Source organism: Pyxidicoccus caerfyrddinensis, from assembly GCF_010894405.1.
Classification (GTDB): Bacteria; Myxococcota; Myxococcia; order Myxococcales; family Myxococcaceae; genus Myxococcus; species Myxococcus caerfyrddinensis.
Window position 1 is genome coordinate 168,547 of the sequence record NZ_JAAIYA010000013.1, and the last position, 19,051, is coordinate 187,597.

Genomic DNA, 19,051 nt, shown 5'->3' on the forward strand with positions numbered 1-19,051 from the left:
CCGTGGCGACGCTGCTGGAGCTCAACGAGCACTTCTTCCGCCGCGAGTCGGGGCGGATGGTCGCCGCCCTGACGCGCATCTTCGGCGTGCACAACCTGTCGCTGGCGGAGGACGTCGTGCAGGACGCCTTCTGCCGGGCGATGGAGGCGTGGAAGGCTCGCGGCGTTCCGGAGAATCCGTCCGCGTGGCTCATGGCGGCGGCGAAGAACCGCGCGCTCGACATCGTCCGGCGCGAGCGCACGGCGCGCACCTTCGCGCCCGAGCTGGGCCGGCTGCTCGAGACGGAGTGGACGCTCGCGCCCCTGATTGACGAGGCCTTCACCGCGAACACGATTCGCGACGAGCAGCTCCGGATGATGTTCTCGTGCTGCCATCCGCGACTGCCCGAGGAAGCGCAGCTCGCGCTCATCCTCAACATCCTGTGCGGCTTCGGCGCGAGTGAGATTGCGAGCGCGCTGCTGACGGGGCACGCGGCCATCGAGAAGCGCATCTCCCGAGGGAAGAAGGTGCTGGCGGGCGCGCGGACGTTGTTCGACATGAGGGATGCCGAGTTCGAGTCGCGCCTCTCCACGGTCCGTCGCGCGCTGTACCTGCTGTTCAGCGAGGGGTACCACGGCGCCTCCGCGAAGGCTGCGGTGCGCGTGGAGCTGTGCGAAGAGGCCATGCGCCTCACTGCGTTGCTGCTCGAACACCCGCCGGCCGCGACGCCCACCACGTATGCGCTCGCCGCGCTCATGTGGCTCCATGCGGCGCGGCTCCCGGCGCGGCTCGACTCCGAAGGGGAGCTGAGCGCGCTCGTGGACCAGGACCGGACGCACTGGGATGCTCGACGCATGGAGGAGGGGCTCGCGCTCTTCGAGCGCTCGGCGTCGGGGGAGGAGGTGACGCCGTATCACCTCGAAGCGGCGATTGCCGTGACGCACGCGAGCGCTCGAAGCCTGGAGGAGACGGACTGGCGGGCCATCGTGTCGCTGTACGACAGGCTGATGGCGCTGGCTCCGTCGCCCGTCGTTGCGCTCAACCGTGCAATTGCCATCGGAGAGCGCGACGGCGCCGAGCGCGGGCTGGAGGCGCTGCATGCGATAGCCGATTCCGAACGGCTGGCCCGCTATCCGTTCCATCCCGCGGCGCTGGGGGAGTTGGAGCTGCGTCGCGGCCATCGGGAGGCCGCGCGGAAGCACTTCAGGGTGGCGCTGGGCCTCGCGAGGAACGACACGGAACGTCGCTTCCTGGAGAAGCGCCTGCGGAGCAGCGCGGACGTGTGACGGGGGCCCCAGGATGGAGCGATTGCGCCAATCCGGTGCGCCAGTCTGGAGCACCGGAGGCCGCTGCCGGCGCGCAACCGCCCGGCCTCACGAGGGGCGGAGAGTGGCATCCCGGGTGCACACCGGGGCCCGTCCTTGCTCGGGAGGCCCTCTTGGTCATTCGTGATCCATCGCCGCTGTTTCCGTCGCTGACGCGCCTGGGCGCGCTGGTGGCCGTCGCCGCCGTGACGCTGTGGTGGCTGCGCAAGCGTCGCCGGAATGGCTCGCGGCTCGCGCGCCGGCCGGTGACGGCACCGGCAGCCGCACATGGCACGCTGGTGCGGGTGCGGACGGAAGCTCCAGGCCGACACGCGCGCAATGGGAAGCCGCGAGCGGCAGGCGTGAGCGCATCGCCCGTGTGACGACGGGAATCCGGCCTGTATCCTCGCTCCCAACCCGGTCGAGAGGGGCGCAGGCATGGATGACGTCGAGCGAAAGCAGCAGGAGGAGGCGGCCCGGGCCCGGGCGGTCGGGTTCTGGCGCCGTCACGATGAGATGGAGGCTCGGCTCACCCGTCCGGTGAGTGAGCGCATGCTCGACCTGGGGCGCGTCTCGACGGGGATGCGCGTCCTGGACATCGCCTCCGGCCGTGGCGAACCCGCCCTGCCCGCGGCCCACCGGGTGGGGCCGCACGGCTGGGTGCTCGCGACCGACATGGGGGAGGGCGTGCTGCAAATCGCTCGCGAGAGGGCGAGTCGTGAAGGCTTGAAGAACATCGGGTTCCAGGTGGCTGACGCCGAAGCGCTCGAGGCCGGTGAGCAGTCCTTCGACGTGGCGACGTTGCGCTGGGGCCTGATGTACATGCGCGCGCCAGAGCGGGCCCTCCAGTCCATCCACCGTGCGCTGAAGCCTGGTGGCGTGCTCGTCATCGCCTCGTGGGCCGAACCCGCTCGCGTTCCCTGGGCTTCGCTCCCCCGGCGAATGCTCGAGCGCTATCGAGACGTCCCGCTGCCCATCTCAGGCTCCGACGGCCCCGGGGTGTTTCGTCACGCGGACCGCGCCACCCTGGACGCAGCCCTCCAGAGGAATGGCTTCTCCACGGAGGCGGTGGAGGAACTGGACATCCCCGTCGTGGAAGCCAGTGATGGAAGCGGCATCGTGGCCTGGATTCGGGAGCTGGGCGGGCCCCTGGTGAAGCTCGTCGACGAAATGCCAGCGCACCTGCAGCGAGCGTGGGAGGCGGACATCTGCGCCGAGCTGGAACTTCACCGCGTCGGGGAGACGGTCACCCTGGGGGGCGTGACGAGGCTCACCTTGGCAGGACGTTCCTGATGACCTTCGTGGTGAACGACCTGGGCCAGCGCATCCCGGTTCTTGAAGAGGATGAAGACGCCCATCAGCACGAGGAAGGCGGAAAAGGCCCGCTTGAGCATCGCCTGTGACACGAAGTGGGACGCCCAGGTGCCCGCCAGAATCCCCGCCACCGCGATGGCGGTGAAGACGCCCAGGTAGACCCAGGGCACCTCGACGTGGCCGAGGTAGCCGGCGAAGCCCACGAAGGAGTTGAGGGCGATGACGAGCAGGCTGGTGCCCACCGCCTGCTTCATGGGGAGGCCCACCAGCAGCACCAGCGCGGGGACGATGAGGAAGCCGCCACCCACCCCCACCAGTCCCGTGAGTCCGCCCACGCCCAGGGCGGCCGCGGCCATGACGGGGAAGGGCGCCTTGCGGGGCTCGGGCGCGTGCACGGCCTCCTTGCGCGCCGCCAGCGCGGCCTCCTTGCGCCCATTGCGGAACATGAAGAAGGCGGCCACGAGCATCACCGCCGCGAAGAGCAGCAGCTGCGCGGCGCCGGAGATGAAGACGGACAGGCGCGCCCCCGCGTACGTCCCCGCCATCGCCACCGCCCCGAAGACGAGGGCTGCCCGGAACTGGAGATTGCCCCTGCGCCAGTGACCCGCGGCCCCGAAGAGGCTGGTGACGCCCACCACCGCCAGGCCCATGGCGATGGACTCCTTGGCTCCGAAGCCCAGGACGTACACGAGGATGGGGACGGTGAGGATGGAGCCGCCGCCGCCGAGCAGGCCGAGCGACAGGCCGATGAGCGCCGCGAGTGAGAAGCCGAGGATGGGCATGGCGTCCGTTCTTGCGCGAGCGCGCGCTCAGCCCTGGGGCTTCGCGGGCATCTCGCGCACGGCGAGCATTCCGCCCGCCAGGTTGTAGAGGTGTCTGAAGCCACGTTGGGCAAGCGCCTGCGCCGCCTTCGCGGAGCGTCCGCCCGAGCGGCAGATGAGCAGCAGCGGCGCCTCGCGTGGCCACGCGGCGGAGGCCGCCTCCAGCGTGCCCAGCGGGACGAGCTCCGCCCCGGGCAGATGGCCCAGCGGACCGGTGTATTCATCCGGCTCGCGCACGTCGATGCGTCGCACCTCGGGGCCGAGCGTGTCGAGCCGGAAGACAGTGATGTCCTGGTAGGGGTGTGGAGTCATGGTTGTTCCTCCCTGGCGGGGGCAGGGGCCTCAGGCCCCTTGCGGTGAAGGCGTCAGGTGGCCGCAGGCGCGGTTTGCGGGGACTGCGATGTCAATCTTCCTGGGCTTGGGCAGGTGGAGGTTGTCCATGATTTGGATGAACTCCTCCCGGCTCTTGCCGGCCACGCGCGGGTTGTGCCGCTTCTCCTCGGCGATGCTCGTCACCGTGCGGCCTTTGTAGTCGTGGCCCGGGTACACGAGCGTGTCGTCCGGCAGGCTGAAGAGGACGCGGGTGAGGCTGTCGTAGAGCTGGTCCGCATTTCCATTCTGGAAGTCGGTGCGGCCGTTGCCCCGGATGAGGAGCGCGTCCCCGGTGAAGACCCGGTCGCCGATGAAGTAGCTGACGCTGTCGTCCGTGTGCCCCGGTGTCGCGAGCACCTGGAAGACGAGCTGCCCGACGCGCACCTCGTCCCCGTGGCGCACCTGGACGTTGGCGCACGAGGCGCCTCCCGCTCCCCCCACCACCGTGGCTTGCGTGCGCTCACGCAGCACGCCCGACGCGGTGACGTGGTCGGCGTGCACGTGGGTGTCGAAGACGTGGGTGAGGGTGAGGTCCAGCTCGCTCACCAGCTGCAGGTCGCGGTCGACCTGCTCCAGCACGGGGTCGATGAGGACGGCCTGGCGTGTGGCCTCGTCGCCGAGGAGATAGGTGTACGTCGAGGACTCGGAATCGAAAAGCTGGCGGAAAATCATGTCGAAGCCTCCTGACTGTGAGAGCCGGGTGGCGGCAAAAAGGATTCAGGAGGCGGGTCCGGGCAGGCAGGGAAGCAGGGGGGCGCCTGCTGCCATGGGGACCTCCGCCGCCGGTGCCACCTCGCGCGGAAAATCTCCCGTGAATCCCCGGGTGGGGCGTCTGGCTCTACCAGGACATGACTTCCTCCATCCTCCTTCCTCTCCTGGGCGGGGCGCTCATCGGACTGAGCGCCTCCTTTCTGCTCCTGGCCAACGGCCGGGTGGCCGGCATCAGCGGCGTGGTGGGCTCGCTGCTGGCCCCCGTGCGCGGTGACATCGCCTGGCGCGTGCTCTTCTTCGGTGGGCTGCTCACCGGGGGCCTGCTGCTGGCGTGGTTGCGCCCCGGCTCCTTCGCGGCCCCCTCGTCCCCGAGCGCGGGCGGCGTCTCGCTGCTGGTGGGGGCCGGACTGCTGGTGGGGTTCGGCTCGCGGCTGGGCAACGGCTGCACCAGCGGGCACGGCGTCTGCGGCATCAGCCGCGGCTCCGCGCGCTCCATCGCGGCCACGCTCACCTTCATGGCCACCGGCGTCCTCACTGTCTTCCTGGTCCGCCACGTCCTCTAGAGAAAGCTCCCCATGCGTCCTTCCATCAGTGCGTTCCTCAGTGGCCTCATCTTCGCCCTGGGCCTGGGCCTCAGCGGCATGACGGACCCGGCCAACGTCCTCGGCTTCCTCGATGTCGCGGGCGCCTGGGACTTCCGGCTCGCGTTCGTGATGGGCGGTGCCATCGCCGTGCACGCGGCGCTGCGGCCCCTCATCCACCGGCGCGAGCGGCCCCTGTTCGCCGCGAAGTTCCCCACCCTCTCCGCCAGCAAGCTGGACGCGAAGCTCCTCGTGGGCGCGGCCCTCTTCGGCGTGGGCTGGGGGCTCGGTGGCTACTGCCCCGGCCCCGCGCTCACCTCACTGGCCAGCGGCGCGTCGCAAGTGCTCGTCTTCGTGCCCGCCATGGTCGCCGGCATGTACCTCGCCCAGGTGCTGCAAGCGCGGCGCGGCGCGAGCGTGGGGGCTCAGGGCACGGGGACTCCGAGCCTGGGCGCGACGCCTTCTCGGTAGCTCGCGGGAACCCTTCCTTCATACCGTGTCCGCGGCCAGCTCCCTGGCCGTGCACACGAAGAGGCGTAGCGCCGGGGTGCGCTGCGCACGGCTCGGCCAGGGTGCCTGGGGAATGACCGGCTGCCTCCTCGCACGGCGCCCGTCGGCACCGGAACGTTCGCTCCCCATTTTCAAGCAGGGCTTAACAGCCCTTTGCGGTCCTGGCGCCTAGTCCTCCACGGCACCGGGAGCTACCTCTATTCACGTCGCTCCACATCACTTCCGACGCATCAGGAAGTCACCCAGGAGAAGAGGCCATGCAGAAGCGCAAACTTGGAAAGAGCAATCTGGAGGTTTCGGCCATCGGTCTCGGCTGCATGGGACTGAGCTTTGGCTATGGCCCGGCAACGGACACGCAGGAGGCCATCAAGCTCATCCGGTCGGCCTTCGAGCGCGGCGTCACCTTCTTCGACACCGCCGAAGCGTACGGTCCCTACAAGAACGAAGAGGTCGTGGGCGAGGCCCTTGCCCCCTTCCGGGACCAGGTGGTCATCGCCACCAAGTTCGGCTTCGAGTTCGATTCGAGTGGCGGACAGAGCGGCATGAACAGCCGGCCGGAGCACATCCGGGAAGTCGCCGAGGCGGCGCTCAAGCGGCTCAAGACCGACCGCATCGATCTCTTCTATCAGCACCGCGTCGACCCGAACGTGCCCATCGAGGAAGTCGCTGGCACGGTGAAGGAGCTGATCAAGCAAGGCAAGGTCAAGCACTTCGGCATGTCCGAAGCCAGCGTGCAGACGCTCCGGCGCGCGCATGCGGTGCAGCCGGTCACCGCCCTCCAGAGCGAATACTCCCTGTGGTGGCGGGAACCCGAGAAGGAGGTCCTGCCGGCCTGCGAGGAGCTCGGGATTGGCTTCGTGCCCTTCTCCCCGCTGGGCAAGGGCTTCCTCACGGGTGCCATCGACGAGAGCACGACGTTCGACAGCAAGGACTTCCGCAACATCGTCCCGCGCTTCACGCCGGAGGCCCGAACGGCGAACCAGGCCCTGGTGGAGCTGCTCGGCGAAATCGCGGCCCGGAAGAAGGCGACGCGCGCCCAGCTCGCACTCGCGTGGCTGCTGGCCCAGAAGCCGTGGATCGTGCCCATCCCGGGTACCACCAAGCTGCATCGCCTGGAGGAGAACGTCGGAGCGGCGGCCGTGAAGCTGACGCCCGAGGAGCTCCGCGACATCGAAGGCGCCCTCTCCAAGATCACGGTGCAGGGAGACCGTTATCCCGCGCACCTCCAGGCCCGGGTCGGTCGCTGAGCGTCGAGGTCAGCCTTTCAAAGGGCACCAGGTATCCCGGAAGAGTGTTGCGGCCCTGGTTGTCAAATTGGCTCAATCGCCAGAGCTGGAAGTCCGTCGCAGCCTGGGAGTGAGCAGACCCGGGTAGAGGTCGGGCACCTCCTTCACACTCACCAGCCCGGGTGAGGAGGGCGCACCGGATTATCAAGCGGGGGTTGACGGCCTATTGGCGGCCCGGCACCGGTCCGCGCGTACATCGAAAGGCTGCTGCCCGGCGTGCTGGAGGGCAAGGTCCAACCCGGCCGCGTCTTCGACCGCACCGCCAGCCTCGACGAAGTGCCCCAGGGCTACCGTGCGATGAACGACCGCGAGGTCCTCAAGGTCCTCATTCGCCCTTGAACAGGCGTCGCCGCGCTCCTGCTCGACCTTCTCCAAGGCAGGTGATACCGGCACGACCGGGCGTGGTCTATCGACGCCCTTCCACGGAGGTTCCAGCAGATGAAGAGAACGCAACGCCCGTACGTGATTTGCCACATGGTGCCGTCGCTCGATGGGCGCATCGTCACCTCGGGCTGGAAGCTCCCGCCTGGCGTCACCGCCGAGTACGAGCGCACGGCGCAGACGTTCCACGCGGATGCGTGGATGATTGGCCGCATCTCCATGGAGCCCTACGCCGGGAAGGCGAAGGTGCCGGCGCGCAAGGCGCGGCAGCCCATTCCACGGACGGACTTCATCGCGCGGCGCGACGCGGAGTCCTACGCCATCGCGCTCGACCCCTCCGGCAAGCTCCGTTGGACTTCGAGCTCCATCGATGAAGAGCACGTCATCTCGGTCCTGACCGAGGACGTTTCGGACGACTACCTGGCCTTCCTCCAGGCCAAGGGCGTCTCGTACCTGTTCGGTGGGAAGCGGGACCTCAACCTGAAGCAGGTGCTCGAGAAGCTCCGGAAGGAGTTCGGCATCAAGCGGCTGCTCCTGGAGGGAGGCGGGAAGATCAACGGCTCCTTCCTGGCCGCGGACCTCATCGACGAGCTGAGCGTGCTGGTGGCGCCCGTGGCGGATGGCTCCATCGGCACCCCGTCGCTCTTCGATGCGCGAGAAGGGAAGGGGCCTGTGCGCCACCTCAAGCTGGTCTCCTTCGAGAAGCGCAGGGGCGACCTGCTCTGGCTGCGCTACAAGCTGAAGCGCTGACCCTCCGGGCACACGGGGAGTGGCCCGTCGTCCGCAGCCGAGCGCCTACCCTGCGCGCGCGATGGCCAGCTTCGCCGTGTACTGGCCCGCGGCACCCGGCCGCGGCTGGAGCGTCAGCACGCCGGTCCAGGGTTCGCCCTTGCGCCCGCTGAAGCGCCAATCGCTGCGCAGCGGCGAGGCCGCGCTCGCGGATGCAGGCTCGAGGCGCGTCCACCTGCCTGCCGCGAGCCCCTGGCCCAGCTGCGTCATCAACTGCGTCGCGCTCAGGGCGGAGCGCCCCTCGAGGACCAGCTCCCAGCGGTCGGTGCCCCCCTCGGTGCTCGCGATGTCCCAGTCGCCGAGCGCGTCCACGTCCACCTGGGGGATGAGCCGGTCGGCGAGCGCGGCGCGCACGAAGCTCGCGCGGGGGCGCCAGTCGTACTCGCCCGCGAGCGCCACCCGCTGCGCGAGCCCCAGGCCATCCAGCTTGGACACCACGTGCAGCGCTCCGTCGATGCCCGCGGCGAGCCCCGCGGTGGTGATGATGCGGCCGTTGTCCACGAAGCGCTGGTCGTCCACGACCTTGACCTTTGGGAAGGCGGCCTGGAACTTCTCGAGGTTGATGTACGTGGTCGTCGCGCTCAGTCCGTCGAGCAGGCCTGCATTCGCCAGGATGAAGGCGCCGTTGCAGACGGACATCAGCTGCTGCACACGGGTGCTCTGCTGCTTCACCCACGCGAGCGTCGGCGCGCTGTGCTGCGCCTCCGTCACCCCGCCGCCGGGCACCACGACGACGTCGGCCTGCGGGGCATCGGCGAACGCATGCTTCGGCACGACGGTCATCCCCATCGCGGTGGTCACCGGCGCCCGCGTCTCGGCGACCGTGAACACGTCGTAGTTCGCGCCGCCGAACACCTCGTAGGGGCCCGTGTAGTCGATGATCTCCACGCCGTTGAAGATGAGGATGGCGACCTTCTTGCGCGGCGGGGCGGGCGCTGCCGCCTCCTGCTGCTCGACCAGCTTCATCCCGCACAGCGGGCAGGTGCCCGGCTTGTCGTGCACCTTCGCATCACAGGGCTGCGCACAGGGAGGGCAGACGTAGTGCTTCGCATGCGTCGCCGCGGGCTCCACGGCGGAGGCCCCGCCCGAGACGAGGACGAGGACGAGGGCGAGCAGGAGGAGGGCAGCTCGGTGGAAGAGGCGGTTCGGTTTCATTCGAGGCTCCGGGTTCAGGCGGTTGGGGCAACGGAGTGCCGGTTGAAGCGTTCGCGGTACTGGCCGGGCGGGATGCCCACCTTGTGGAGGAAGGCGCGGCGCATGGCCTCCGGGGTGCCGAGCCCGCTCATCGCGCACACGGCCTCGAGGTCCTCCGAGGACTCCTCGAGCAGGCGGCGCGCGGTCTCCACGCGGGTGGAGGTCACGAAGCGCGCCGGGGTCATCCCCACCTCGCGCGTGAATACCCGGGCGAAGTTGCGCGGGCTCATCGCCACGCGCCGGGCGAGGGTGGGCACCGAGAGGTCCGCGCGCGGGTGGTCCTGGATGTACGCCTGCAGCTCACGCAGCGGCTCCTGCTCCGCGAGCTGCACGGAGAGCTGCGCGCTGAACTGCGCCTGGCCCCCGGGGCGGCGCAGGTACATCACCAGGGCCCGGGCCGTCTCCAGCGCCGCCTCGCGGCCATGGTCCTCCTCCACGAGCGCGAGGGCCAGGTCCATGCCCGCGGTGACGCCCGCGGTGGTGTAGAGCGCTCCCTCCCGCACGAAGATGCGGTCGGACTCCACCTGGATGCCGGGGTACTTGCGGGCGAGCGCGTCGCACGAGGCCCAATGGGTGGTGGCGCGGCGGCCCTCGAGCAGCCCCGCCTCGGCGAGGAAGAAGGCCCCGGTGCAGACGGAAGCGAGCCTCCGCACTCCACCCGCCTGAAGGCGAATCCAGCGCAGGAGCGGCGGATGCGTGCAATAGCGCTCCGCGCCCCGCCCTCCCGCGATGAGCAGGGTGTCGATGCCGCGGCGCACCTCGTCGAAGCGGCGGTCGGCGTGCAGCCGCAGCCCCGAGGACGCGGGGAACGCTCCGCGCTTCAGCCCGATGATTTCGACCTGGTAGGCATCGTCGCCGCGCAGGCCACTGTCCTTGAGCCAGCGCGACGCGCGCGCGAAGACCTCGAGGGGCCCCATGACGTCCAGCATCTGCACGTCCGGGTAGGCCAGCATTGCCACCCGGCGGGTCTTCGGGGGCAGGGCGGCGGTGCGGGCGGCCTTGGGCCGTGGGGCGCGCGTGGACATGGTGACACCATGCGACCACGCGGCGTTGGAGACAATGACGCCGTTCCCACGTTTTCTGCCATCTCCATGCTCACGGCGGCGGCCCGAGCGCACGGAAGCCCTTCACGAGGAGCTGTGATGGGCTGCGGCGCATCAGTGACCGTCGCACGAGACCTGCGGCCATGAGCCCCGCTTTGGATTTCAGACCTGGGCTTGCCCGCCATCGGCGAAGAGCTCGGAGCCGTTGACGAAGCTCGAGTCGTCGGAGGCCAGGAAGACCGCTGCCTTGGCGATTTCATCGGCCTCACCCACCCGGCCCATTGGAACCTGGGAGGCGAGCATGTCGAGCAGGCCCTGCTGCTGCGCGGCGTCTGGCCCGGCGAGGTTGACCAGGCCTGGCGTGCGCGTCGAGCCAGGGCTCAGCACGTTGATGCGGATGCTCCGGTCCTTGAGGTCCAGAATCCAGTTGCGCGCGAAGCTGCGGACCGCCGCCTTGGTCGCGGCATAGACGCTGAAGGCCGGGGTTCCCACGGTGCCCGCGGTCGAGCCGGTCAGGATGACCGAGGCCCCCTTGGCCAGCAGCGGCAGCGCCTTCTGGACCGTGAAGAGCACGCCCTTCACGTTGCGGCCGAACGTGTCGTCGAACTGCTCCTCGGTGATGGCGCCGAGCGGCAGCATCGAGCCGCCACCCGCGTTGGCGAAGAGCACGTCGATGCGGCCCTTCTCCTCGCGCACTTGGGCGAACAGCCGGTCGAGGTCCGGAAGGCTCGATGCGTCGGCGCGCACGCCCGTGGCGCTCTTGCCGAGTGCCGCGACGGCCGCGTCGAGCTCCGCCTGGCGGCGACCGGTGATGTACACGTGCGCGCCCTCGGCGATGAACCGCCGGGCGGCTGCGAGGCCGATGCCGCTGTTCGCGCCGGTGATGACGGCCACTTTTCCTTCGAGCTTGCGTGACATGTGAATCTCCTGAGGTGTGGAGATTCATGTACCGGCACGCGCAGGCCTCCGAAACCGCAAGAACTGCAAACCATCATTGCAGGAATGCAAAGGCCGCGGAGGCCGGCTCAACGCGGCCAGCGCCACGTGGGCTTGGAGAGGTGCTCCGCGAAGAAGGTGGCGAGCGCTTCGACCTTGGCCGGGCGTACACCCGCGGCGGGCGTCACGAAGTAGAGGCCGCCGGGGGGCAGCGGCCAGTCCTTCAGGAGCACCTCCATCCTTCCGTCGAGGAGGTACTCGCTCGCGATGAATTCGGGCAGCTCCGCAATGGCGAGACCCGCGAGCACGGTGGGCACCAGGGCATCCGCATTGGTGACGCGAAGCCGGCCGGAAGGGGTGAGGCTTTCCTCCTTGCCCGCGGCATTGACGAACCGCCAGGCTTCGCTCCGCGCACGGTAGACGTAGCCAAGGCAGTCCCGGTCCATCAGGTCGCGAGGGTGCTTCGGCCGACCGTGCCGCTCCAGGTAGCGCGGCGCCGCGACGATGAAGCGTGAGACGGGACAGAGCCGTCGCGCGACCAGCGACGGGTCCAGCTGCGCGGAGATCCGCAGCGCCGCGTCGAAGCCCTGTCCCACCAGGTCCACGACCGCGTCCGAGAGGTGGAGATCCACCGACACCTCCGGATAGGCGCGGAGGAACTTCGGCATCAGCGGCGCCACCCAGCGCAGCCCGAAGGACATGGGCACTGCCAGGCGGATGAGGCCGCGCGGCTGAGCGGACTGTTCCCGCGCCGCGTGCTCCATGGCCTCCGCATCGTGATAGAGGCGGCTGGCGCTCTCCACCAACGTCCGCCCGAACGCCGTCAGCGCCAACTGCCGCGAGGTGCGGTTGAAGAGCCGCGCGCCGAGCCGTTTCTCCAGCCGACTGACGCCACGCGATACGGTCGCGACGGACAGGCCCATGGCTCGCGCGGCCCCCGCGAAGGAACGCTCCTCGGCCACCTTGGCGAACATCGCCAGCCCTTCGAAGTCCGGCAGTTTCGACATCGGCAATCCTGCGACGATGAGTCGCGGACCTTTCTATTTCCCAATCGAGGAGCGTGGGGGCGTCACCCTCCGCGCTCACGGCGGCGGAGGCGCGAGAGCGCGGAAGCCCTCCGCGATGGCGATTCCGATGTTGGTCAACAAGTCCTGCCGCGCGTTGACCACATAGAGGTGCGGCGTGAGTGCCCAGACCTCGCGCAGCACGCGCCGGGGCGGGGGAGGAGGCTGGGTGCTCAGCTCCGCCTGGAGCAGCGGCAGCACCTTGTCGGAGAGCCGCAGTGCGGTGTCCATGACGAAGATGGCCAGGTGCGGACGCAGCGCGCGCACGCGCCGGAAGAACGCGCCCACCTCGTCGGGCGCCAGGTGCTTGGGCGGCGAGGACTTCATCTCCAGGTACAACAGTCGGCCCTCGGCGGCCGCCACCACGTCCAGGTCCCCGCCCACGTCGGGTGCGTGGAACTTCACGCCCGCGGCCACGTCGAAGCCGAGCCGCACGCGCAGCTCGCGCGCCACGTACCACTCCAGCGTGCCGCCGAAGCTGGCGGCGGGGTAGCTCAGGCTGTAGCGCCCCGCGTCCTCCCGCGCCGCGAGCCCCAGCGCCACCAGGTCCTCCGCGAACGCGGCCGCCTGGGACTCCTCCAGGTACTTCGTCGCCTCGGCGGGCTGGAAGGGGCCGCGCCGTAGGATGGCGCCGCGCAGGAAGAGGCGGAACGCGTAGTGGCCGAGCCGCTCGACCAGCCGCTCCATGCGCTCCGGCTCCAGGTCCGTGGGGAAGGGGAGGTCCAGCGGGGCCACCGTGGGCTGGAAGCCCCGGCGCACCAGCATGGCGAGCGCCTCACTCCCCGGTGCCAGCAGTTGCCGGGGAGGGGGCGGCGCTTCCGCCGCGCTCAGCTCCAAATCACGGGCCGTCGGAAGGTCCTTCATTCCGCAACTCTAGCCCGTCCCCCGCGCGTGCGCAGGCCGGGCGCGCTGGAGCCCGCCGCCTCGGTAATCATCCGCCGCAGCCACTGGTGCGCGGCGTCGTGCTGCATCCGCTCGTGCCACAGCTGGCTCACCGTGAAGCCCGCGACTTCAATCGGCGCGCGCAGCAGCTCCAGTCCGAAGGCGGGGGCCAGCAGCCGCGCCACGCGCTCCGGCGCCATCAGGAGCAGGTCCGTGGAGGCCACGACGAAGGGCGCGAGGAGGAAGTGCGGGACGGCCACCACCACCCTGCGCGCCTTGCCCAGCCGGCCCAGGGTCTCGTCCACGATGCTGCCGGTGCCGCCCCACGGGGCCACGCTGACGTGGCCGTGCTCCAGGTAGCGCGCCAGGGTGAGCCGCCCGCCCGTCACCGGGTGGCCTCGCCGGGCCACGCAGACGAAGCGCTCGCGGAACAGGGCCTGGACGCGGAAGGCCGCGGGCACCTCGCCGAAGATGCCGAGCGCCACGTCGATTCCGCCGCGCTCCAGGTCCGCCAGCGTGCTGTCGTTGGGCGGCCGCATGCGCACGGACACGCCGGAGGCCGAGCGGGTCAGCTCGCGCACCAGCGGCGGTAGCACCACCATTCCCGCCAGGTCCGCCGAGGACACCCAGAAGGTCCGCGTGGAGCGCTCGGGGTCGAAGCCCCGGGCCCCGCGCAGCGCGCTGCCCAGGCGCTCCAGGGACTCGCGCAGCGCCGGGGCGAGCGACTCCGCCAGCGGCGTGGGCACCATGCGCCCTCCGGTGGGCACCACCAGCGGGTCCCCCAGCCGCTGCCGCAGCCGGCCCAGGGCGTGGCTCACGGCGGACTGGGTGACGCCGAGCTTCGCCGCGGCGGCGCGGTTGCTGCCCTCGGTGAGCACCGCGTCGAGGACGGCGAGCAGGTTCAGGTCGCGCAGGTCGATGTGAAGATTGTTCATCGGAGCAGTGACGGCGTTTCAGTCGATTCATGCCGGTGCCCGAGCCTACCTTGCTTCCGCGACACACCACCCCGGAGACACCATGAACGCCATCCGCACCGCCGTCCTCGCCACCCTCTGCCTCGCCACGCAGGCCCTCGCCGCCGAGCCGCCCAGCATCGTCGGCCAGTGGAAGTCCACGCAGTGCGAGGTCCGCCCCGGCGGCAACGGGCAGAAGTTCTACGTGAAGCGGGACTTCACCTACACGAAGGACAACTCGCGCGGCATCCTCTACTTCTACGCGGACGACACGTGTGACGAGGCGAAGAAGGTCTCCCGCGTCGTCTTCACCAGCCCGTACGTCGTCCGCCATGCGCGCATCGACCAGGACGGCCCGACGAAGGGCGCGCACCCCGCGCACTTCATCTTCACCACGCTGAAAATCACTCCCTACGCGGAGGGCTTCACGCAGTACCTCAACAGCGCGGCGCCCGGCACCTGCGGCACGAAGAAGTGGGAGGCCGGGAAGGAGCAGGACGTGACGGACACCAACGGCTGCTCGGCGGTGTTCTCGTTCAACCAGTGCCCGTGGGAGCTGGACGTGGTGAAGGTGGTGGGCAACGAGCTGTTCTTCGGCGCCCGCCCGGCGGAAGGCGGCTGCAACCCGGACGCGAAGCACCTGCCCTCGGAGCTGCAGGTGCCGCTGAAGCGCGTGAAGTGAGGCGCGGCGCTCATTGGACGTAGACGGGGCAGTAGCGCAGGATTTCCTGCACGGGCGGCTGGCAGAGCTGTACCCCGCGCCAGGTCTCGATGAACGACTGCTGCCGCGCCTGGAGGTAGCACGCGGCGGGGTCGTCCTCGGGGGTGGCGAACCGGCAGAGCTGCAGGGACTGCCCCTGCGTCAGCGAGCCCTCGTCCTGCACCTTCAGGAAGCACCGGGCGGGAGCAGTCGAGCGGGCACCCCGGCAGAGCTGGGTGGCCAGGTGCTCGTCCGTCAGCCCCTGGTCCAACGCCAGCTGGTAGCAGGTGAGCTGCGGCGCCTGCTCCTGTGCCCGGGCGCTCCCCGGGACGCCGGCTCCAAGGAGGGCGGCGAGCACCGCCGCGCCAGCCGCATGACGGAAGTGCCGGGACGTGCCGCTGCCTGTCTTCATTCGGGGCCTCCGCCGGAAATCTAGGTGTCCGTCCGCCAATGAACCGAGGTGGCGGTGCGGGCCCGGTTCCCGGTGGGACAGCCAGCGCGGGGCCCGGCCGTCCGCCTCCCCCGAAGCCCATGTCACGGCGAGATGACGGCGGACACCCCGCGGGTGAACGTGCAGGGGATGTTGCTGGACAGCAGGGGGCCGTCGCCTCGACGACGTACTTCGTCTTCGGGATGGAAGCCGCCACCGCCGCTCCCTGTCTGCTCTGTCGCTTCCGGGACGGGGCTGTAGAGTTCTCGCGCTCCTCCTGCCTGGCGGGAGCGGAGAGGACACATGGGCGACGTGGTATCGGACCTGGCCCCCGAGTGGCGGGCCTGGCTGGCGGAGAACCTGGTGCTGGGCGTGGAGCCGGAGACGCTGGAGCGCACGTTGCTCCAGGCCGGCATCGCCCCGGAGCACGCGCGGTCCGGGGTGGCGTCCGTCCTCCAGCACCCGGCGGTGGAGCAGGGGAGGCGTCGCGCGGAAGGGCACGGAAGGCTGCGTGCGCTCCTCGACGCGCGCGGGGCGCTGCACCGACAGTCAGGATGGCACCAGCGCCTGGAGCGTCGGCGCGGCGTGTCCCCCCGCGAGTTGATGGAGCGCTACTACCTCGCGCACCGGCCCGTCATCCTGGAGGACTTCATGGACGGCTGGCCCGTCCTGGAGCGCTGGCGGCCCGAGGCGCTGGCACAGCGCTTCGGTGACGTGGAGGTGGAGGTGATGGCGGACCGCGAGTCTCGCGCGGACCACGACCTGGAGCCGGACGCCTGCCGCACCGTGATGCGCTTCGGGGAGTTCATCCGCCGGCTGCTGGAGGGCGGCCCCTCCAACGACCTGTACCTCACGGCACGCAACTTCGCGCTGGAGCGTCAGGAACTGCGCGCGCTGCTGGAGGACGTGCGCTACCCCCCGGGCGTGCTGCGCCAGACGGACCTCGTCGGGGCGGTGAAGCTCTGGGTGGGGCCGGAGGGCACGCGGACGGCGCTGCATCACGACCTGGGCACCGTGCTCTTCGGGCAGCTTCACGGCCGCAAGCGCTTCCGGCTCATCCCCTCGTTCCAGACGCACCACCTGTACAGCCACCGGAGCGTGTGGAGCCAGGTGGACGCGGACGCTCCGGACCTGGAGCGCTTCCCCGCGTACCGGGAGGCGGACGTGCTGGAGGCGGTGGTGGGGCCCGGGGAGATGTTGCTCATCCCCGCGGGCTGGTGGCACCAGGTGCTCTCGCTCGACGTCAGCGTGTCCGTCACCTTCCAGGAGTTCGACGTCCCCGGAGGCAACACCTGGTGGAGGCTGCGGTGATGCGCCGGGGCGCGGTGCCTACTTCTTCAGCGGCGGCGTGGTGGGCGGCGCCGTCGGGCGGGTCCGCTCGGTGTCCGGGCTCGAGTGGCTGGCCGGGTTGGGGACAATCACCTCCGGGCGCAGGGTGGCCGGGTTGGGGACAATCACCTCCGGGCGCAGGGTGGTGGGCGGGTTGGGGGGAGGGTTGGGCACGATCTTCTGATCGGGGGGGGCCATCGGGGTCTCCAGCGCGACCGAGGGGGTCGCCCCGATGGTATACCGCACCCCGCGCGTGATGCGGCCGGATGAGAGCTCCTCGCACCAACGGCGTGCGTGGATCGCGGAGAACCTGACGCGCGGCGTTCCCCCGCGCCGCCTCGTCGCGCGCCTGTGTGAGTCCGGACTCGCGCCGGAGCAGGCCCTCGCGGAGGTGGAGTCCGTCGCCGCGCATCCCGCCGTCGTCCAGGCGCGAGCACGGACACCCCGGCACCGCGAGCTGGAGGCGCTGCTGGCGGCGCGGGCCGCGCTCTACCGTCAGGAGCACTCCGGAGACGGAGCGCCTCGCGTGGAGCGCAGGCGGGGCCTGTCGCCGGACGAGTTCTTCGCGCGCTACTACCACCGCAACCGCCCCGTCATCATCGAGGGGCTGATGGCGGACTGGCCCGCGATGTCACGCTGGTCGCCGGAGTGGCTCGCCGAGCGCTTCGGCGATGAGCCGGTGGAGGTGATGGCGGGGCGCGAGTCGGACGCGGACCCGGACTTCAACGCGGAGCGGCTGCGGCGCTCCCTGCCGCTGCGCGAGTTGGTGGCCCGCATGCGCGAGGGCGGCGAGACGAACGACGTGTACCTCGTGGCGCGCAACAGCCTGTTGCTGCGCGAGGCCTTCCGGCCGCTGCTGGCGGATCTCCGGGCTCCGGCCGGCTACATCCAGCCGGACATCACCGCGCCGGACAGCGTGCACCTGTGGTTCGGGCCGGCGGGCACGCTGTCCAACCTGCACCATGACCACCTCAACGTCCTCTTCTGTCAGGTGTTCGGGCGCAAGCGCTTCTGGCTGATTCCGTCGTGGGAGACGCCGTGGCTCTACAACGACCGCGGCCTCTACAGCGCGGTGGACATCCTCGCGCCGGACGTCACGCGCTTCCCGGACTTCGCCCGCGCCACGGTGCACACGTGCGAGGTGGGCCCGGGTGAGGCGCTGCTCATCCCCGTGGGCTGGTGGCACGCGGTGCAGGCGCTGGACGTGAGCCTGTCGGTGACGTTCGTCTGTTTCGACCAGGCCGCGCGGAATGCGGAGTGGCGGGACTACTGGATCGGGCCTCAGCCAGAGAAGGTGGAGCGATGAAGGAAGGCAGTGACGGAGCGCGGCTCGCTCCCGAGTGGCGGCGCTGGGTGGTGGAGAACCTGCTGCGCGGTGCGGAGGCTCCGGACCTCGTCGAGGTGCTGGTGGGCGCGGGCGTGGACGCGGCAGTGGCCCGTGAGGCCGTGGAGGCCGAGCTGGAGGACCCGTGCTTCGAGGGGACCCGGAAGGCGCTCGCGCTGAATCGGAAGCTCGAAGGGCTGCTGGACATGTACGGGGAGTTGTACCGGCAGGCGGAGGGACATGAGCGCGTGGACCGTCGTGAGTCCCTCTCCAGGGAGGAGTTCTTCGACCGCTACTACTTCCAGAACCGGCCGGTGGTGATGCGGGGCTCGGTGGTGGACCCGGCGTCGGTGGAGGACTGGCGACCGGAGCAGCTCATTCCGTGGCTGGAGTGTTTCGAGAAGGACTCTGGAGGCGTGCCGCTGAAGGAAGGGGTCCGGCAAGAGGCGCATCCTGTCACTCGAAACATCCTGCTCTGCCAGGTCCACGGGCGGCTGCGGCTTCAGCTCATTCCCGCGTTCGAGCTGCGTCGCATGACCGGGGGGGCCGAGGAGCAGGCGGCCGTGTCGCGATTGGAAGTGGAGCTGGAGCCCGGGGACCTGGCACTGCTGCCCGTGGGCTGGTGGTACGCCTGGCGGGCGCTCGAGGCGAATGTCGCGGTGAACATGTTCGCGTTCGCCGCCTCCGAGCCCAATGTGGGGTGGGAGCGGGAGCCGGCGCCTCCCGAGCCGACGCCTCCGCCGTGGCGGAAGCACGGCTGAAGCCCGGCGCGTCAGGAGGACTGGAGCTGCCGCACCAAGTCCCGCAGGGCAGGGGAGTCCGCCTCGCGCCCCACGCGCGGCAGCAACTCCCGCACGCAGTCCAGCCGTTCCGCCGCCTCCAGGGCCTTCAGCGCCCGGTACTGGATGACCTCCTCGGGGGGCATGCAATGGGGGACGGCCACGGCCCCATGCAGCGGCACGCGCCCACGCCGTGCCACCAGGTCCGCGAGCACACGGACATCCTCCGCCTCCAGGGGAAGGGCTCCGCTGACGGCCGCCGCCTCCAGCTGGGCGAGCACCTCCATCAGGGCGTCCCACGAGAAGCCTCGCGGCGGAGCCTCGCGCTCCGTCACCATGCGTCTGAGCTGTTCGCGTGTCGACGGCATG

Annotated in this window: 24 protein-coding genes; 12 read left to right on the plus strand and 12 right to left on the minus strand. The window is 70.3% G+C overall.

The genetic code is table 11. The features are described from left to right. Positions 1 to 2 precede the first annotated feature (2 nt). The 3 genes from G4D86_RS29880 (at position 3) to G4D86_RS29885 (ending at position 2,576) form a co-directional block, all read left to right on the plus strand. The gene (locus G4D86_RS29880; protein ID WP_163997474.1) at positions 3 to 1,265 is read left to right on the plus strand and encodes an RNA polymerase sigma factor; all 1,263 of its coding nucleotides are present in this window, start codon (positions 3 to 5) and stop codon (positions 1,263 to 1,265) included. Positions 1,266 to 1,417: 152 nt separating this feature from the next. Further along, positions 1,418 to 1,666, plus strand: coding sequence for a hypothetical protein (locus G4D86_RS52245; protein ID WP_205519818.1), 249 nt, complete (start codon positions 1,418 to 1,420; stop codon positions 1,664 to 1,666). Positions 1,667 to 1,721: 55 nt separating this feature from the next. Then, positions 1,722 to 2,576, plus strand: a complete 855-nt coding sequence (locus G4D86_RS29885) for a class I SAM-dependent methyltransferase (RefSeq protein WP_163997475.1) — start codon at positions 1,722 to 1,724, stop codon at positions 2,574 to 2,576. On the opposite strand, the gene G4D86_RS29890 is transcribed toward G4D86_RS29885, so the two are convergent. From G4D86_RS29890 to G4D86_RS29895, 3 genes are read right to left on the minus strand one after another with little or no spacing between them, the layout of a single operon-like run. Then, a complete protein-coding gene (locus G4D86_RS29890; RefSeq protein WP_163997476.1) occupies positions 2,510 to 3,379 on the minus strand; it encodes a sulfite exporter TauE/SafE family protein in 870 nt (289 codons plus the stop codon). The two genes, G4D86_RS29885 and G4D86_RS29890, sit on opposite strands and share 67 nt — an antisense overlap. A gap of 27 nt (positions 3,380 to 3,406) precedes the next feature. Further along, complete coding sequence (locus G4D86_RS52250) at positions 3,407 to 3,730, minus strand: rhodanese-like domain-containing protein (protein ID WP_205519821.1); 324 nt, start codon at positions 3,728 to 3,730, stop codon at positions 3,407 to 3,409. A gap of 30 nt (positions 3,731 to 3,760) precedes the next feature. After that, positions 3,761 to 4,462, minus strand: coding sequence for an MBL fold metallo-hydrolase (locus G4D86_RS29895; RefSeq protein WP_205519829.1), 702 nt, complete (start codon positions 4,460 to 4,462; stop codon positions 3,761 to 3,763). A 176-nt stretch (positions 4,463 to 4,638) separates the two neighbouring features. On the opposite strand from G4D86_RS29895, the gene G4D86_RS29900 reads away from it, so the two are divergent. The 5 genes from G4D86_RS29900 (at position 4,639) to G4D86_RS29920 (ending at position 8,009) form a co-directional block, all read left to right on the plus strand. Continuing rightward, entirely contained in the window at positions 4,639 to 5,064 is a 426-nt protein-coding gene (locus tag G4D86_RS29900) for a YeeE/YedE family protein (protein ID WP_163997477.1), read from the plus strand. 12 nt (positions 5,065 to 5,076) lie between these two features. Further along, positions 5,077 to 5,553, plus strand: a complete 477-nt coding sequence (locus G4D86_RS29905) for a DUF6691 family protein (protein WP_163997478.1) — start codon at positions 5,077 to 5,079, stop codon at positions 5,551 to 5,553. Between the two features lie 296 nt (positions 5,554 to 5,849). Continuing rightward, positions 5,850 to 6,839 carry an aldo/keto reductase gene (locus G4D86_RS29910; RefSeq protein ID WP_163997479.1) on the plus strand — a complete coding sequence of 330 codons (990 nt, stop codon included), beginning with the start codon at positions 5,850 to 5,852 and terminating at the stop codon, positions 6,837 to 6,839. A 255-nt stretch (positions 6,840 to 7,094) separates the two neighbouring features. Beyond that, positions 7,095 to 7,217 carry a hypothetical protein gene (locus G4D86_RS53910; RefSeq protein ID WP_275899160.1) on the plus strand — a complete coding sequence of 41 codons (123 nt, stop codon included), beginning with the start codon at positions 7,095 to 7,097 and terminating at the stop codon, positions 7,215 to 7,217. Positions 7,218 to 7,316: 99 nt separating this feature from the next. Then, a complete protein-coding gene (locus G4D86_RS29920) occupies positions 7,317 to 8,009 on the plus strand; it encodes a RibD family protein (protein ID WP_163997480.1) in 693 nt (230 codons plus the stop codon). A 45-nt stretch (positions 8,010 to 8,054) separates the two neighbouring features. Here G4D86_RS29920 and G4D86_RS29925 read toward each other — a convergent pair whose 3' ends face one another. The 6 genes from G4D86_RS29925 to G4D86_RS29950 all read right to left on the minus strand — a co-directional run bounded on the left by G4D86_RS29925 (position 8,055) and on the right by G4D86_RS29950 (position 14,102). After that, positions 8,055 to 9,203 (minus strand): DJ-1/PfpI family protein, encoded by a 1,149-nt coding sequence (locus G4D86_RS29925; protein WP_205519830.1) that lies wholly within the window; start codon positions 9,201 to 9,203, stop codon positions 8,055 to 8,057. Positions 9,204 to 9,217: 14 nt separating this feature from the next. Continuing rightward, the gene (locus tag G4D86_RS29930) at positions 9,218 to 10,267 is read right to left on the minus strand and encodes a GlxA family transcriptional regulator (protein WP_163997481.1); all 1,050 of its coding nucleotides are present in this window, start codon (positions 10,265 to 10,267) and stop codon (positions 9,218 to 9,220) included. Between the two features lie 180 nt (positions 10,268 to 10,447). Next, the gene (locus G4D86_RS29935; RefSeq protein ID WP_163997482.1) at positions 10,448 to 11,203 is read right to left on the minus strand and encodes an SDR family oxidoreductase; all 756 of its coding nucleotides are present in this window, start codon (positions 11,201 to 11,203) and stop codon (positions 10,448 to 10,450) included. Positions 11,204 to 11,310: 107 nt separating this feature from the next. Then, the gene (locus G4D86_RS29940) at positions 11,311 to 12,228 is read right to left on the minus strand and encodes a LysR family transcriptional regulator (RefSeq protein WP_163997483.1); all 918 of its coding nucleotides are present in this window, start codon (positions 12,226 to 12,228) and stop codon (positions 11,311 to 11,313) included. A 75-nt stretch (positions 12,229 to 12,303) separates the two neighbouring features. After that, complete coding sequence (locus G4D86_RS29945; protein ID WP_163997484.1) at positions 12,304 to 13,149, minus strand: hypothetical protein; 846 nt, start codon at positions 13,147 to 13,149, stop codon at positions 12,304 to 12,306. Beyond that, positions 13,146 to 14,102: a LysR family transcriptional regulator gene (locus tag G4D86_RS29950; RefSeq protein ID WP_163997485.1), complete on the minus strand. Its 957-nt coding sequence runs from the start codon at positions 14,100 to 14,102 to the stop codon at positions 13,146 to 13,148. The genes G4D86_RS29945 and G4D86_RS29950 overlap by 4 nt, the downstream gene beginning before the upstream one ends. A gap of 82 nt (positions 14,103 to 14,184) precedes the next feature. On the opposite strand from G4D86_RS29950, the gene G4D86_RS29955 reads away from it, so the two are divergent. Then, the gene (locus tag G4D86_RS29955; RefSeq protein ID WP_163997486.1) at positions 14,185 to 14,802 is read left to right on the plus strand and encodes a hypothetical protein; all 618 of its coding nucleotides are present in this window, start codon (positions 14,185 to 14,187) and stop codon (positions 14,800 to 14,802) included. A 10-nt stretch (positions 14,803 to 14,812) separates the two neighbouring features. Here the strand turns inward: G4D86_RS29955 and G4D86_RS29960 are convergent, their stop codons facing one another. Beyond that, positions 14,813 to 15,232: a hypothetical protein gene (locus tag G4D86_RS29960; protein ID WP_163997487.1), complete on the minus strand. Its 420-nt coding sequence runs from the start codon at positions 15,230 to 15,232 to the stop codon at positions 14,813 to 14,815. 321 nt (positions 15,233 to 15,553) lie between these two features. Between G4D86_RS29960 and G4D86_RS29965 the strand changes: the two genes are divergently transcribed. After that, on the plus strand, positions 15,554 to 16,561 hold the full coding sequence (locus G4D86_RS29965; RefSeq protein WP_163997488.1) for a cupin-like domain-containing protein: 1,008 nt from the start codon (positions 15,554 to 15,556) through the stop codon (positions 16,559 to 16,561). A gap of 18 nt (positions 16,562 to 16,579) precedes the next feature. Here G4D86_RS29965 and G4D86_RS29970 read toward each other — a convergent pair whose 3' ends face one another. Further along, positions 16,580 to 16,777: a hypothetical protein gene (locus G4D86_RS29970; protein ID WP_163997489.1), complete on the minus strand. Its 198-nt coding sequence runs from the start codon at positions 16,775 to 16,777 to the stop codon at positions 16,580 to 16,582. A gap of 34 nt (positions 16,778 to 16,811) precedes the next feature. On the opposite strand from G4D86_RS29970, the gene G4D86_RS29975 reads away from it, so the two are divergent. Together G4D86_RS29975 and G4D86_RS29980 are read left to right on the plus strand one after the other, a co-directional pair. Further along, positions 16,812 to 17,885 (plus strand): cupin-like domain-containing protein, encoded by a 1,074-nt coding sequence (locus G4D86_RS29975; protein ID WP_240360541.1) that lies wholly within the window; start codon positions 16,812 to 16,814, stop codon positions 17,883 to 17,885. Beyond that, positions 17,882 to 18,664 carry a cupin domain-containing protein gene (locus G4D86_RS29980; RefSeq protein WP_163997490.1) on the plus strand — a complete coding sequence of 261 codons (783 nt, stop codon included), beginning with the start codon at positions 17,882 to 17,884 and terminating at the stop codon, positions 18,662 to 18,664. The genes G4D86_RS29975 and G4D86_RS29980 overlap by 4 nt, the downstream gene beginning before the upstream one ends. 11 nt (positions 18,665 to 18,675) lie before the next feature. On the opposite strand, the gene G4D86_RS29985 is transcribed toward G4D86_RS29980, so the two are convergent. After that, on the minus strand, positions 18,676 to 19,050 hold the full coding sequence (locus tag G4D86_RS29985; protein WP_163997491.1) for a hypothetical protein: 375 nt from the start codon (positions 19,048 to 19,050) through the stop codon (positions 18,676 to 18,678). Position 19,051 lies beyond the last annotated feature (1 nt).